This is a genomic window from Allomuricauda sp. XS_ASV26 (genome assembly GCF_041224615.1).
Lineage (GTDB): Bacteria > Bacteroidota > Bacteroidia > Flavobacteriales > Flavobacteriaceae > Flagellimonas > Flagellimonas alginolytica.
The window spans coordinates 1-13,462 of sequence record NZ_JBGFGK010000027.1 but is presented as its reverse complement, the minus strand read 5'-3'; the positions used below and the strand labels follow the sequence as shown (position 1 = coordinate 13,462).

At 42.1% G+C, this 13,462-nt stretch carries 12 protein-coding genes; 4 read left to right on the top strand and 8 right to left on the bottom strand.

The features are described from left to right. Positions 1 to 22 precede the first annotated feature (22 nt). Genes accD through AB9K32_RS01645 form a run of 3 tightly spaced genes read right to left on the bottom strand, consistent with a single transcriptional unit; the run spans position 23 to position 4,616 of the window. Complete coding sequence (accD, locus tag AB9K32_RS01655) at positions 23 to 883, bottom strand: acetyl-CoA carboxylase, carboxyltransferase subunit beta (protein WP_224837573.1); 861 nt, start codon at positions 881 to 883, stop codon at positions 23 to 25. A gap of 27 nt (positions 884 to 910) precedes the next feature. Then, entirely contained in the window at positions 911 to 1,978 is a 1,068-nt protein-coding gene (fbaA, locus tag AB9K32_RS01650; protein WP_224837574.1) for a class II fructose-bisphosphate aldolase, read from the bottom strand. A gap of 52 nt (positions 1,979 to 2,030) precedes the next feature. Continuing rightward, a complete protein-coding gene (locus AB9K32_RS01645; RefSeq protein WP_369884308.1) occupies positions 2,031 to 4,616 on the bottom strand; it encodes a BamA/TamA family outer membrane protein in 2,586 nt (861 codons plus the stop codon). Between the two features lie 24 nt (positions 4,617 to 4,640). Between AB9K32_RS01645 and AB9K32_RS01640 the strand changes: the two genes are divergently transcribed. Next, complete coding sequence (locus AB9K32_RS01640; protein WP_369884154.1) at positions 4,641 to 5,360, top strand: TrmH family RNA methyltransferase; 720 nt, start codon at positions 4,641 to 4,643, stop codon at positions 5,358 to 5,360. A gap of 5 nt (positions 5,361 to 5,365) precedes the next feature. Here AB9K32_RS01640 and AB9K32_RS01635 read toward each other — a convergent pair whose 3' ends face one another. Both AB9K32_RS01635 and ubiE read right to left on the bottom strand, forming a co-directional pair. Beyond that, on the bottom strand, positions 5,366 to 6,064 hold the full coding sequence (locus AB9K32_RS01635) for a porin family protein (RefSeq protein WP_224837576.1): 699 nt from the start codon (positions 6,062 to 6,064) through the stop codon (positions 5,366 to 5,368). A 4-nt stretch (positions 6,065 to 6,068) separates the two neighbouring features. Then, complete coding sequence (gene ubiE, locus AB9K32_RS01630; RefSeq protein WP_369884153.1) at positions 6,069 to 6,797, bottom strand: bifunctional demethylmenaquinone methyltransferase/2-methoxy-6-polyprenyl-1,4-benzoquinol methylase UbiE; 729 nt, start codon at positions 6,795 to 6,797, stop codon at positions 6,069 to 6,071. A 194-nt stretch (positions 6,798 to 6,991) separates the two neighbouring features. Here ubiE and trkA point away from each other — a divergent pair, with 194 nt between their 5' ends. Then, positions 6,992 to 8,341 carry a Trk system potassium transporter TrkA gene (gene trkA / locus AB9K32_RS01625; protein ID WP_224837578.1) on the top strand — a complete coding sequence of 450 codons (1,350 nt, stop codon included), beginning with the start codon at positions 6,992 to 6,994 and terminating at the stop codon, positions 8,339 to 8,341. Next, entirely contained in the window at positions 8,341 to 9,831 is a 1,491-nt protein-coding gene (locus AB9K32_RS01620; RefSeq protein ID WP_293296411.1) for a TrkH family potassium uptake protein, read from the top strand. The genes trkA and AB9K32_RS01620 overlap by 1 nt, the downstream gene beginning before the upstream one ends. 89 nt (positions 9,832 to 9,920) lie before the next feature. Here AB9K32_RS01620 and AB9K32_RS01615 read toward each other — a convergent pair whose 3' ends face one another. Beyond that, entirely contained in the window at positions 9,921 to 11,105 is a 1,185-nt protein-coding gene (locus AB9K32_RS01615) for a pyridoxal phosphate-dependent aminotransferase (protein WP_224837580.1), read from the bottom strand. A gap of 13 nt (positions 11,106 to 11,118) precedes the next feature. Then, positions 11,119 to 12,222 carry an acyl-CoA desaturase gene (locus AB9K32_RS01610; protein ID WP_224837581.1) on the bottom strand — a complete coding sequence of 368 codons (1,104 nt, stop codon included), beginning with the start codon at positions 12,220 to 12,222 and terminating at the stop codon, positions 11,119 to 11,121. A 114-nt stretch (positions 12,223 to 12,336) separates the two neighbouring features. Here AB9K32_RS01610 and rsmG point away from each other — a divergent pair, with 114 nt between their 5' ends. Continuing rightward, positions 12,337 to 12,972: a 16S rRNA (guanine(527)-N(7))-methyltransferase RsmG gene (gene rsmG / locus AB9K32_RS01605; RefSeq protein ID WP_252080344.1), complete on the top strand. Its 636-nt coding sequence runs from the start codon at positions 12,337 to 12,339 to the stop codon at positions 12,970 to 12,972. A gap of 1 nt (position 12,973) precedes the next feature. On the opposite strand, the gene AB9K32_RS01600 is transcribed toward rsmG, so the two are convergent. Further along, positions 12,974 to 13,096 carry a hypothetical protein gene (locus AB9K32_RS01600; RefSeq protein WP_262902867.1) on the bottom strand — a complete coding sequence of 41 codons (123 nt, stop codon included), beginning with the start codon at positions 13,094 to 13,096 and terminating at the stop codon, positions 12,974 to 12,976. Positions 13,097 to 13,462 lie beyond the last annotated feature (366 nt).

Sequence of the window (13,462 nt, the reverse complement as noted above, 5' to 3'; positions counted from 1 at the left end):
GCCCCGATAATCGGGGCTTTTTTTAATTTCTTATGGGTTGATTGGTGATCAAATCAATGTATAAGTTGATTTTTTTCTTTAAATCCCTTCGATGGGTAATGAAATCCAAGAAACCATGTTCTTTCAGGAATTCGGAGGTTTGGAATCCTTCGGGAAGGTCTTTCCCCGTAGTATCCTTGACCACTCGAGGTCCTGCAAACCCGATCAGTGCTCCTGGCTCTGCAATATTTATATCGCCCAACATGGCATAGGAAGCTGTTGTACCTCCCGTTGTAGGGTCTGTACATAACGATATGTAAGGTATTTTAGCTTCGGCCAATTGGGCCAATTTTGCCGATGTCTTTGCTAATTGCATCAAGGATAGGGCTGCTTCCATCATACGTGCCCCTCCAGATTTGGAAATCATCACAAATGGGATTTTTTTCCTTTTGGCGACATCGATGGCACGCGATATTTTTTCACCAACAACACTGCCCATGGAGCCTCCAATAAAACTAAAATCCATACAGGCCACAACGATGTCCTTTCCTTGCGATTTTCCAACCGCAGTTCTAACGGCATCTTTTAAACCTGTTTTGCTTTGGGCTGCTTTAAGCCTGTCGGAGTATTTTTTGGTATCCACAAACTTTAAGGGGTCTTTGGAGGTCATTTTTGTGTCGAGCTCACTGAACTTGTTGTCATCAAAAAGTATTTCAAAGTACTCCTTGCTACCTATCCTCACGTGATAGTCATCTTCCGGACTTACGTAAAAGTTTTTGGCAAGATCTTCTGCTTCTACGATCTTTCCGGTAGGGGATTTGTACCAAAGCCCTTTGGGAGTGTCTTTTTTCTCCTCGGTGGCTGTTTGTATTCCTTTTTCCTTTCTTTTAAACCAAGACGACATGGAATCAATATTTAGTTAAACTAAGGTTTATAAGGTGTTAATGTTGTTTAGGTCTTCGAAGGCCTTTTTTAAGCGTTCGCTAAAGGTTTTTTCTCCTTCTCTGAGCCAAACTCGAGGGTCGTAGTACTTTTTGTTGGGTTGGTCGTCACCGTCTGGATTTCCGATCTGGGCCTGAAGGTATGCTGATTTACCTTGGATGTAATCCCTTACCCCTTCCAAGAAAGCGTATTGTAAATCGGTGTCGATGTTCATTTTAATAACACCGTAACCAATAGCTTCCCTGATTTCTTCAACTGTTGAACCAGAACCTCCGTGGAATACAAAATCGATATGGTTGTGTTTCACGCCATATTTTTCTGTGATGAATTCTTGGGAGTTCTTAAGGATTTTAGGTGTCAATTTTACGTTTCCGGGCTTGTATACACCGTGTACGTTCCCAAAAGCAGCTGCAATGGTAAATCTTGGGCTTACTTTGGAAAGTTCTTCATAGGCATAGGCTACTTCCTCTGGCTGTGTGTACAATTTAGAGTCGTCCACATCGGTATTGTCAACACCATCTTCTTCACCCCCGGTAATGCCCAATTCTATCTCCAAGGTCATGTCCATTTTGCTCATTCGCTCCAAATATCCTTTACAGATTTCGATGTTTTCCTCGATGGGTTCTTCGGAAAGGTCGATCATGTGTGAACTGAACAAAGATTTTCCTGTTTCTTTATAATGTGCTTCGCTGGCATCCAAAAGGCCATCTATCCAAGGCAACAATTTTTTGGCACAGTGGTCTGTATGCAGAATCACGGTTGCACCGTAGGCCTCTGCCAATTGATGAACGTGTTTTGCTCCGGCCACTGCTCCAAGAATGGCTGCTTTTTGACCTTCGTTGGAAAGTCCTTTGCCTGCGTTGAACTGGGCGCCTCCGTTTGAGAATTGAATGATTACGGGTGAGTTCAACGCTGCTGCAGTTTCCATTACGGCATTGATGCTATCCGATCCGATTACATTGACCGCTGGTAGGGCATATCCATTTTCTTTGGCGTGATCGAATATTGCTTGAACTTCGTCACCGGTAGCAACACCGGGCTTAATATTGTGGGACATATTATTAGTGGTTTCGAGTTAAATAGGAAACAAAAGTAATAAATTATTTGCTCTAGAAAGGATAATTGATTCCGATGTTGAAGACGGCTCTTTTAAAGTTATAACCATCGAACCAGCGATCGGATCCAACTTTGGCGGGATTGTAGGTCTTAAAACCTACATCCAGCCTAAATACGAAGTAGGTGAAATCGTAACGAAGCCCGAGACCAGTTCCCAGGGCCAAGTCGCCCAATGATGAAAAACCATTGAATGTGGCATCGGGGTTGGTTTCGTTATCGAAAACGTTCCATATGTTCCCTGCATCTGCAAAAAGAGCGCCTTTTACGTCGCCGGCGATCGGGAATCTATATTCCAGGTTAAATGCCAGCTTGAGATTGGCCTCGTTGAAGTCGTTGATGTTGTCGGTTTTTCCAGGGCCCAGTTCGTAAGCGTTCCAAGCCCTATTGTCGTTGGAACCTCCTGCAAAATAACTGCGAACAAAGGGCACGTTGTCCGAATTACCGTAGGGAATGGCCAGTCCTGTAAAACTTCTGAACGCGATTACCTGGGATTCTCCAATTTTCCAGTGTCGTATATAATCGAACTCGGTTTTGGCATATTGTGAAAAGGGTACCCCGAAAACTAGGCTCTGACCCTCTTCGTTTTTATTAAAAGGGATTACGTTGGTGAGCATGGACAGCATAGCACCGGCACTCTCCAATTTGATTCGGTATTGATAAAAGTCAAGGTCGTTTATTCCGGATTTACTGTTTTTGGTATGTGTAAAATTGGAAGCGAAAATGAGGTTGTTCTCTGTTAATCTCCTTCTTCTTTCCTCAATACTGTTTACGGTTTGAAAATCATCTTCGGTTACGGTAAGTGTCCCATTCAATACATCTTGGGCAAAATTATTGGCACCCGTGGGGATATCAAGTCGTGGTTCATCTCCTTCATTTTCCACCGCACTAAAATATTCGGAATATTGGGGGTCGTCCTGAAAATCATCCGCGATATCGTCCAAATTGGAAAAAGTGTTTCGGTACACATTATAGAAGTTGTCTGTGTTAACGTTGCGTACAAATTCGACATTCAGCAGTTCGATGTTGTTTTTAAGACGATCGGACGGGGACCAATTATAGGATAAAATGGAATTTAGGGATTGTTTGTCCAAGCCAATGTTCCGCTGGAAGTTGGTACCTACCGATAAACGACTTTGCGGCAGCATATAATAGGGTATGATCTTTTCGGTGTTCAACGGGAACCAAATACGGGGAAATGTTATGTTGATGTCCCCGCCAAGTTCAGATGTAAAGGTTTCGTTGGATAGGGAGGCATCACTTAGCAGGCCTATGGACCCTCTTGCAGAAACGTTCAATGTTTCGGCACCTCCAAAAACATTTCGGGTAATTACCGAAGCACTAAAAGCGGTTCCTACTTGTTGGATGTTGGAGTGGGTTACATCAAAATTTAGGTTGAGCGAATATTTTGGTTTGGCAGCAAGGTATATGTTGGATTCCAGTTGTGTTTGAGTGGAATCTGGTATAAACCCAATATTGGGATATTTAAAGGTATTGAGGTTGGTGATCTGGCGATAGGTCCTTATCCTGTCGAGATCACGATACACACTGTCTTTTTTAAAGAATATGGCATCGGTAAGCGCTTTTGGCTTGTACCTGAGCTTTCCGCTATAGTAAATATTATAGTTTGCGTAGGTCAGGCTTTTAAGGGTGTCGGTGGTGCCGTTTATGTCATAGTCTGCATAAATGTTTATTTTTTTATGTCGTGCTACTTTATAGGGAGTGCCCACATCGGTGCTGTCCGCGGAGCTTCTAAATTTATTGATGTTGAGCAGCACGTCCATTAGTTGGTCATCTGCAGTAACAGTGGTATCCCTTAAAACATCGTAGTTAATGGAACTTTCCTGAAAATTATATACCCCCGAATTACGAAAAAGAGTGGTAAGCCGTTCCCGCTCCAATGTAAATTTGTTCAGATCAAATCGTTCTCCTGGTTTGATCAAACTTTTGTTGGCGGTCTTTAGGTAGATGGAATCCAGTTCCGGTGAAGTAATATTTTTTTGGACCGTATCTACGATGTAGGGTTTGTTCAATGTTATGTGGTACGATATCGAAGCTTTCTTGTTTTTTACATCGACTATTTCGTAATTCCCCTCGTTGTTAAAATACCCTTTACTGTTGTAAAATGCTTTAAGTCTCCTAATGGACTTGTTGGTTTCCGCTGTATCGATAATTACCGGAGGTTCGCCAATTCTTTTTAGGAATTCACTGGCTCCAGAGACCATAAAAGATTCGCGTAATCGATTTACCTGTTTCTCGGAAAGTAGTTTGTTTAGGCGTTTCTCCCTTTTTTCTTTTCGGTTAAGCCAATCCTGGAAAGAAGAGTCTGGATTTTCCTTTGCCAGATTATAGAGATTCAATTTTAAAGGGTAGCCCAGTACGCTGCTGTTGGGTTTCTGGGAAATTAGGCCCTTTATTTCACTGTTGTTTACTTTTTCATCATCAACAAAAATGGAGTTTTTGGTGAGCAATAATTCATCCTCCCCAACTTTTTTTAAGGTATTGCAACCCGAAATGCATAGCAAAAGAAACAATAATCCTATTTTTGCCCAGTTGCAGATTAGACCTAAAGAACCCCTCATAGACGCCAAAAATACACGATTTAGATGGTTACAAAAAACCAAATTAAACTAGTTGTTAGCTTAAAGCAAAAAAAGTACCGATCTCAACATGGACTCTTTGTTGTTGAAGGGGAAAAAGTTGTAAATGAGTTGCTGGAAGCGGGAATACGGCCGTTCAAAATTTTTGTGGACAAAGCCGATCAGATCCAAAAATTCGGGGATGCGGAATTGGTATCCAAAAGGGATTTAAAGCAAATGAGCAGTTTGGTACATCCCAATGGTGTACTCGGTGTTTTTTATATGATTGAATTTGGGACTGATGACCTGCAAGATTGGGTAGTGGTTTTGGATGCTGTTCGTGACCCGGGCAATTTGGGCACCATTATCCGGTTGTGCGATTGGTTTGGAATACAGCAATTGGTTTGTTCCAAGGATACGGTGGATTGCTATAATCCCAAGGTTTTGCAAGCGACCATGGGGTCAGTTGCCAGGGTAAATATTGTCTACACAGATTTGATAGGGTATTTTAAAAATACATCACTTCCTGTTTATGGGGCTTTTATGGACGGCGATTCTGTTTATGGGCTTGATCTTCCAAAAAAAGGAATATTGGTAATGGGCAACGAAGCCAATGGCATTTCCGATGAAGTGGATGAGTATATTACTTCCAAAATAGCCATTCCTCAATTTGGAGCTGCCAGTGCCGAAAGCTTAAATGTTGCCACGGCAACAGGTATCTTGCTAAACGAAATTAGAAGGCGATAAATGGTTTACTCGAAAGTAAAATTGATGAAAATCCCTCGGGTGCGCATGGCATTTATATTTCCTGTCCATGGGCTGTTCGGGTCATTGTCCGGTACCAATTCGTCGGTCAGGGCAAAAACTCCTCTGATGGATGGAGTGAACTTAAAATATTCTGTATAAAAATCGATGCCGAAGCCAACTTCGTACCCGTAAACATTTTGTTTCATCCGAAACTGACCGGTGCTGTTGTCGTCCAAACTATCTTCGTTGCTCCCCAGGTTGATGGATGTGTACACGCCACCAACAATAAAAGGCCTCCAATTGCCAATTCTACGTGTGCTGGCTTTTAACAGAAAGGGAAAGCGAATATAGGTCGAGCGCACTTCGCGAATTGCTTCTGCTTGCGTGGAAAATCCGGGAAATCCTAGTGTTCTTGAAGTGTAGAGCAAACCTGGCTCAAAACGGGCGTCAAGAAACTCGTTTATTCTCAGCTCGCCGATCAAACCTACATTAAAGCCTAAAGTTTTATCCACCAATATGTCCCGGCCAACATCCTCTTTGTACTCAAATTGAAAATCGTACTGATTAAAACCAAGGTAGTAGCCCCAGTTCAAAAATTTCTTATCCTCGTTTTGCAGGTTCAAGATAGGGTCGCCACCAAATTGGGCAACAACATTGGTACCGGACAAAACTATCAGTCCAAAAAGGATAAGGAGATTTTTCATTAATCTATTTTGATGCGACATAAATGGATGCTACACCCATGGTCTGTGGTTTGTTCTCTACTCCTATAAACCCGATTTTTCTCAAAATATTGTTGAAAGCCTCGCCATGTGGAAAAACTGATGCCGATTCACTCAAATATTTATAGGCGGACCTGTCTTTGGAGAACAGTTTTCCTATGGTGGGCAATATGTATTTTGTATACGCTCTGTATCCCTGTTTGAAAGGGGGTTTGGTGGGTACGGAGGTCTCCAGGACCAAAAAATGTCCTTGTGGTTTCAATACACGATAAATTTCTTGTAGACCCTTCTCCAGATTTTCAAAATTCCGAACCCCGAATGCAACCGTGATGGCATCAAAGGAGTTATCCTCAAAAGGAAGGTTCTCGCTGTCGCCCACCACCATTTCAATGATGGATTGTAGATTTTTGTTGACCACTTTATGCTTTCCTACTTCCAACATGCCCGGAGAAAGATCAAGTCCTACGATTTTTTCCGCTCCGGTTTGCGTCATGGCAATGGCAAGATCGCCTGTTCCCGTAGCAATGTCCAGAATGGAATTTGGGGATTTGTCTTTAAGGTAGGCCACGATTCGTTTTCGCCACTTTATGTCCGTTCCAAAAGAAATTACTCGGTTAAGGCCGTCGTAATTTTTGGAAATGGTATCGAACATTTGCTTTACCTGTTCTTTTTTTCCAAGTTCGGATTCTTTGTATGGGGTAACCTTTTTAGACATTGCGTTAATTTGCTCGCAAATATACAACTTAGCATAAGGGATGCGGACAAAAATATTTGTGTAATTTTGCCCACAAAAAGGAATCATATACCGTATTTGGTTGTAAATATGTAATTTACGTATCGCATGCCATTCCTTGTGTTGTTTGTTACGGTCAAATAGAGTTTATTTAAGAACACATCCTATTTTAATTAATGAGAATCATTATTGCAGGTGCTGGTGAAGTGGGGTTTCATTTGGCAAAATTACTGTCCTATGAAGCCCAGGAGATTACCTTGATCGATACCGATAAAGAAAGATTGTCCTATGCAGATAATCATTTGGACATTAGAGTGCTCAGAGGAGATGCAACTTCCATCCAAGTGTTACAAGATGCACAAGTGGATGGGTCGGATCTGGTGATCGGGGTAACAGCTTCCGAAACTACCAATTTAACCCTTTGTGTTTTGGCAAAACAGTTGGGGTGCAAACGCACCATTGCCAGAATTTCGAATACGGAATTTATGGATAACCGCGAGTTGGTCAAGTTTGAGGAGTTGGGTATCGATGAATTGATCTCTCCGGAACGCTTGGCGGCTACGGAAATACAGTTAATGTTAAATCAATCCGCATTCAACGATACGTATCAATTTGAAGAAGGCCTATTGACCATGTTCGGCGTTATTTTGCCCAAGAACGCACCATTTGTGGGTAAAATGGTCAAAGAAGCGGCGCGAATCTTTCCCGAACTCAACTTTATGCCCATAGCTTTACAGCGTACGGGAACTCAATTTACTTTGATTCCCAGAGGGGATACGGTTTTTAAAGAAGGCGATCAGGTATATTTTATTACCTCGGACAAAGGAGTGGAGGAGTTGTACAAGTTGTCCGGAATGCAAAAGCAGGATATTAAGAACGTAATGATACTCGGCGGGAGCAAGGTAGGATACAAAACGGCAAGGGACCTTTGTTCAAATAAGTTCAACGTAAAACTTATAGAAAAGAATAAGGAAAAAGCCTTCGATATTGCGGATGATCTGCCCCACGCACTTGTAATAAATGGAGATGGTAGAAACGTAGAGCTGTTGGAAGAAGAGAATTTGGAATCCATGGATGCCTTTATAGCCGTAACCGGAAATTCCGAAACCAATATAATGTCCTGTTTAGTGGCGAAGAATAAAAAAATAAAGAAGACCATCGCACTAGTGGAAAACATGGATTATTTCCAATTGTCCCAATCCATTGGAGTGGATACGCTCATTAATAAAAAACTGTTGGCCGCCAATAGCATTTTTAGGTACATCCGTAAGGGAGAGGTGCTGGCCTTGACCCGATTGAACAACTTGAACGCAGAAATTTTGGAGTTCGAAGTAAAGGCCACCTCCCTGGTAAACGGAGAAATAATACGGGAACTTAATTTTCCGAGGGAAGCAAGTATTGGTGGTGTGATCCGTAACGGGGAAGGGATTATTGCTCTTGGTGATTTTAGGATAGCCGAAGGCGATAAGGTAGTGGTGTGCTGTTTGCCCAAGGCCATACCGCGCATAGAAAAGTTGTTTCTATAATGAAGCTCAATACAAGAATCATAATCCATATAATGGGGCTATTGTTGCTGTGCAATGGCTCTTTTATGCTTTTGGCCGCTTTGGCCAGTGGCATTTATAAAGATGGTGTGACCATGGATATTATGCTGGCCGCAATTGTGACCATGCTTTTTGGAATGATGGCCATGTTCTACACCCGGGGACATAAAAAGGAAGTGAAACGCAAAGAAGGCTACATCGTAGTAACCTTTGGATGGGTCGTAATGTCCCTATCGGGCATGTTGCCCTATCTTTTTTCCGGCTCCATACCATCCATAACCGATGCATTTTTCGAAACCATGTCCGGTTACACGACTACCGGCGCTTCAATTTTGGACGATATCGAGGCGCTTCCCGAAGGAATTCTCCTTTGGAGAAGCCTTACCCATTGGATCGGGGGAATGGGAATTATTGTATTGGCCATAGCCATATTGCCGCTGTTGGGAATTGGGGGCATGCAGTTGTTTGCGGCAGAGGCACCGGGACCGGGAGGGGATAAACTTCACCCAAGGATCACGGATACCGCTAAGAGGTTATGGTTGATCTATGTAGGGTACACTGTACTGGAAACATTCTTGCTGAAATTTGCGGGCATGTCATTTTTCGATGCCATAAACCACTCATTGGCCACTATGTCCACAGGTGGGTTCTCCACCAAAAATGCCAGCGTTGCCTTTTGGAACGATCAACCACTCATTCAATACATTATCGCATTGTTCATGTTTTTGGCAGGTAGTAATTTTGTACTCAGTTACTTTGCCTTGACCGGTAAGGTGCAACGTATCCTCAAGGACGAAGAGTTTAAATATTATCTCGGATTCATTGTTGTGTTCACCATAATTGCCGCATTGGGCGTGTATTTTAGGGCGGATGTTCCTATTTCCGATTTTCATCCCATGGTTTTGGGCAAGGTGGAAAGTACCGTTCGCCACACCTTATTTCAAGTAATCGCGGTGATTACCACAACAGGGTTTGTTACGGCGGATTTTACATCATGGACTCCATTTTTAACTGTTTTCTTTTTTGGATTGATGTTTCTTGGAGGCTCCGCAGGTTCCACTGCTGGTGGAATCAAGGTAATGCGTCACCTTTTGATTATAAAAAACGGTATTCTGGAATTTAAGCGAACCTTGCATCCCAACGCGTTGATACCGGTACGATACAACCAGAAGACCGTAACAGAACACATTGTCTATAATGTAATCGCCTTTTTTGTGCTGTATATGCTCCTATTCATAATCGGTTCTTTAGTGCTGGGTTTCTTGGGGTTGGATTTTATTTCTGCAGTTGGCGGTTCAGCCTCTTCTTTGGGAAATGTAGGCCCAGCTTTGGGCAGTTTAAACCCCGTGAGCAATTATAATGGCCTTCCTGCAGCAGGAAAATGGTGGTGCGCTTTTTTGATGCTTTTGGGACGATTGGAACTGTTTACCGTACTCATTGTACTTACCCCATATTTTTGGAGAAAGACTTAATTAAAAAACCTCCCGGAGTTTATTTTCGGGAGGTTTTTTAAATGGACGGCGAAATGCGGAATCAAAGTTCAGCAAAGCTACCCCATATTTTACAGAACAGCCTTTATACGGGCAATCGCTTCTTTTAGTTCTTTTTCGGATGCCGCGTAAGAAATTCGGATACAATTCGGGTTTCCGAAAGCCTCACCTGTTACCGTGGCCACATTGGCATGCTCCAATAAATACAAGGAGAAATCGGAAGCATTGTTAATGGCAACACCGTTCAAGGTTTTGCCAAAGAAAGCGGATATGTCCGGAAACACATAAAATGCGCCTTCGGGCACGTTGAGGTTAAAACCTTCTATTTCCCCTAATAATTCTAAAACAAGATCCCTTCTTTCGTGGAACTTGTCGATCATATATTGGATTTTGCTCACTGGAGCTTCCAATGCGGTGATCACAGCTCGTTGAGCAATGGCGTTGGCACCACTGGTCACTTGCCCTTGTAATTTGGTACATCCTTTGGCAATCCATTCCGGTGCGCCGATGTAACCAATTCGCCAGCCCGTCATGGCAAACGCCTTGGATACCCCGTTCACGGTAATGGTTCTGTCGTACATTCCATCGATACTGGCAATGCTCACATGGCCACCCGCAAAATTGATATGTTCGTAAATTTCATCCGATACAACATAAATATCTGGGTGCTTTTTCAGCACTTCTGCCAGACCTTCCAATTCGCTTTTACTGTATACCGAACCACTTGGGTTGCAGGGTGAACTAAACCAGATCATTTTGGTTTTAGGTGTAATTGCAGCTTCCAATTGAGCGGGGGTCATCTTAAAATCGGTATCGATTTGTGTGAGAACTTCCACAGGTACTCCTTCGGCCAACTTTACAATATCACTGTAGCTTACCCAGTATGGAGCGGGCAGGATTACTTCGTCACCCGGATTTAAAACCACCATCGCCACATTGAACAAGGATTGTTTTGCGCCTGTGGAGACCACAATTTGATTCAATCCATAGTCAAGGTCATTATCTCTTTTAAATTTGTTGGAGATAGCGGTCTTTAGTTCGGCGTATCCATCAACAGGGGTGTAACTGCTATAGTTTTCGTCGATGGCGTTTTTTGCGGCATCTTTTATAAAATCGGGAATATTAAAGTCCGGCTCGCCCAAACTCAATCCGATAATATCCTTTCCTTCACTTCTTAATTCTCTGGCTTTGGCTGCCATGGCCAAGGTTGCTGACGTGGACATATTCTTGATCCTGTCAGATAGATGGTTGCTCATTTGTACTTCTTTTTTACTGATATTGAAGGGTAGGTTTTTTGCCTAGCTCCTTAAGGTGTTTGAAGTGTGAAATTATAGCTTTTCTGGTAGTTTTGTACTCGTGATACGGTAAATTGAACTCCTGAGCCGTCTGTTTCACAATTTTGGAAATATTTGTGTAATGTATATGGCTGATGTTGGGAAAGATGTGGTGTTCCACTTGGTGGTTCAACCCTCCTGTAAACCAGTTGACTATTCTATTTTTGGTGCCGAAGTTAACGGTTGTGAACAATTGATGGATGGCCCAGGTGTTTTTCATGTTTCCTTCATTGTCCGGTAACGGTGTATCGGCATGGTCCACAATATGGGCCAATTGGAATACCACGCTAAGTATTACTCCAGCTACGTAGTGCATAATAAAAAAGCCTAGCAATACCTGCCACCAAGCAATATCAACAAAAATCAATGGAAGTATGATCCAGATGGTCAAGTAGATTATTTTGGTGATCACCAAAGTGCTCCAATTGATTACCGGATTGGGTAATTTACCATAGCTCAATTTTCTCTTCATGTAACGGTACATTTGTTGAAAATCCGTGGTTATTGCCCAATTGAATGTCAATAATCCGTAAAGGAAAATAGAGTAATAGTGTTGGAATTTGTGGTGCTTCCTCCACTCTGCATGCTTGGAGAACCTTAAGATCCTGCCTGCTTCCATATCTTCGTCGTGCTCATGGATGTTGGTGTATGTGTGGTGCAGAACATTGTGTTGTACTTGCCAGTTGTACACATTTCCGGCCAAAATGTAAATGCTACTTCCCATGAGTTTGTTTACCCATTTTTTATTGGAATAGGCACCGTGGTTTCCATCGTGCATCACATTCATCCCAACGCCGGCCATCCCAACTCCCATGGTTATGGAGAGCAATAGGTAGCCCCAAAAAGGCAGGTCCAGGGTCAACATTAAGAAATAAGGGGTCAAAAAGATGGCGAACATCACTATGGTTTTCAAGTGAAGTTTCCAGTTCCCGGTTTTCTTGAGGTTGTTTTCTTTAAAGTATTCGTTCACTCTCTTGTTCAGTGTCCTGAAAAATTGTGCGGAATCCTTTCGTGAAAACCGGATGGTATTCTTATCCATAAAAAAAGTTTTTTACAAATGTAATTAAAATGCTTCTTTCGAGCTTACACTGTTGTGTTAGAACGGTGTTAAGCACGTTAAAAGTATTAAATTTGTAAAATTAACGTTTGGAGAATGAATTCGGGACTTATATTCAAATATTTTACGACGCTCAACGATGAGCAAAAAGAGCAATTTGCCAAGTTGGAAGAGCTCTACCATGATTGGAACCAAAAAATAAATGTGGTTTCCAGAAAGGATATCGATGAGCTGTACCTGAGGCATGTGCTTCATTCTCTTGGAATCGCAAAGATCCAGGTATTTAATGAGGGGTCCAGTGTTTTGGATGTAGGTACAGGCGGTGGATTTCCGGGAATTCCTTTGGCGATATTATTTCCGAACGTGAAATTTACCCTTGTTGATGCCATAGGCAAAAAAATAAAAGTGGTAAACGAGGTGGTGGAAGGACTCGGGCTTCAGAATGTACAAACGCACCATTCCCGTGTGGAGGATATCCCTGGGCAGTTCGATTTTATTGTGAGTCGTGCAGTGGCCGCAATGCCCACCTTTGTTCATTGGACCAAGGGGAAAATCAAAAAAGATTCCGCCCATCAACGTAAAAATGGTATTCTTTATCTTAAGGGCGGAGATCTCTCTGATGAACTGAAAGGTTATGAGACCGTTCAGGTCTTTGATTTAAACGAGTATTTTGAAGAGCAGTTTTTTGAGACCAAAAAGGTAGTGTACCTGCCTCAAAAATTTAAAGGCTAGTTTAGATACTGTACATTCTCTTATATACCAATCTGCATTTTCTGGCGTAATTCTTGGCGTAGAGCCACAATTGCTGGTATTTTCTTGCCATCAATCTCGTCCATGCATTAATTCTATCTATCATAACTAATTGATTTATGTCATACAAATATAGTTGTATTACGTTTAATTTACAATTAGTTAACGTAAAATTTACATTGAAATTGTGTTTTGATGCTTTATGATATTTTGTTTATGTGTGTAAATCACATTAAATGAATGTGTTGAGGTGTTGAAAATGTCTTTGTGATTACTGTTTGGATTTGTTAATAGAGGTTAACGGAATTTCGGTTAACAATCAATGGAATGGTAATTTCAGTGCATAAAAAAGGCCGTCATTTTTTTAGAGTGACGGCCTTTGTGCAGTTTTTTCGTCTGTTCTTTAACCCAGGAAAGGATATCGATAATCCTCCGGGGTAACAAAAGTTTCCTTGATCAACCTTGGCGATAC

Bases quoted from the DNA above. Each gene is read 5' to 3' on its own strand.
- accD (WP_224837573.1), bottom strand. From the start codon at position 883: ATGTCGTCTTGGTTTAAAAGAAAGGAAAAAGGAATACAAACAGCCACC.
- fbaA (WP_224837574.1), bottom strand. From the start codon at position 1,978: ATGTCCCACAATATTAAGCCCGGTGTTGCTACCGGTGACGAAGTTCAA.
- AB9K32_RS01645 (WP_369884308.1), bottom strand. From the start codon at position 4,616: ATGAGGGGTTCTTTAGGTCTAATCTGCAACTGGGCAAAAATAGGATTA.
- AB9K32_RS01640 (WP_369884154.1), top strand. From the start codon at position 4,641: ATGGTTACAAAAAACCAAATTAAACTAGTTGTTAGCTTAAAGCAAAAA.
- AB9K32_RS01635 (WP_224837576.1), bottom strand. From the start codon at position 6,064: ATGAAAAATCTCCTTATCCTTTTTGGACTGATAGTTTTGTCCGGTACC.
- ubiE (WP_369884153.1), bottom strand. From the start codon at position 6,797: ATGTCTAAAAAGGTTACCCCATACAAAGAATCCGAACTTGGAAAAAAA.
- trkA (WP_224837578.1), top strand. From the start codon at position 6,992: ATGAGAATCATTATTGCAGGTGCTGGTGAAGTGGGGTTTCATTTGGCA.
- AB9K32_RS01620 (WP_293296411.1), top strand. From the start codon at position 8,341: ATGAAGCTCAATACAAGAATCATAATCCATATAATGGGGCTATTGTTG.
- AB9K32_RS01615 (WP_224837580.1), bottom strand. From the start codon at position 11,105: ATGAGCAACCATCTATCTGACAGGATCAAGAATATGTCCACGTCAGCA.
- AB9K32_RS01610 (WP_224837581.1), bottom strand. From the start codon at position 12,222: ATGGATAAGAATACCATCCGGTTTTCACGAAAGGATTCCGCACAATTT.
- rsmG (WP_252080344.1), top strand. From the start codon at position 12,337: ATGAATTCGGGACTTATATTCAAATATTTTACGACGCTCAACGATGAG.
- AB9K32_RS01600 (WP_262902867.1), bottom strand. From the start codon at position 13,096: ATGATAGATAGAATTAATGCATGGACGAGATTGATGGCAAGAAAATAC.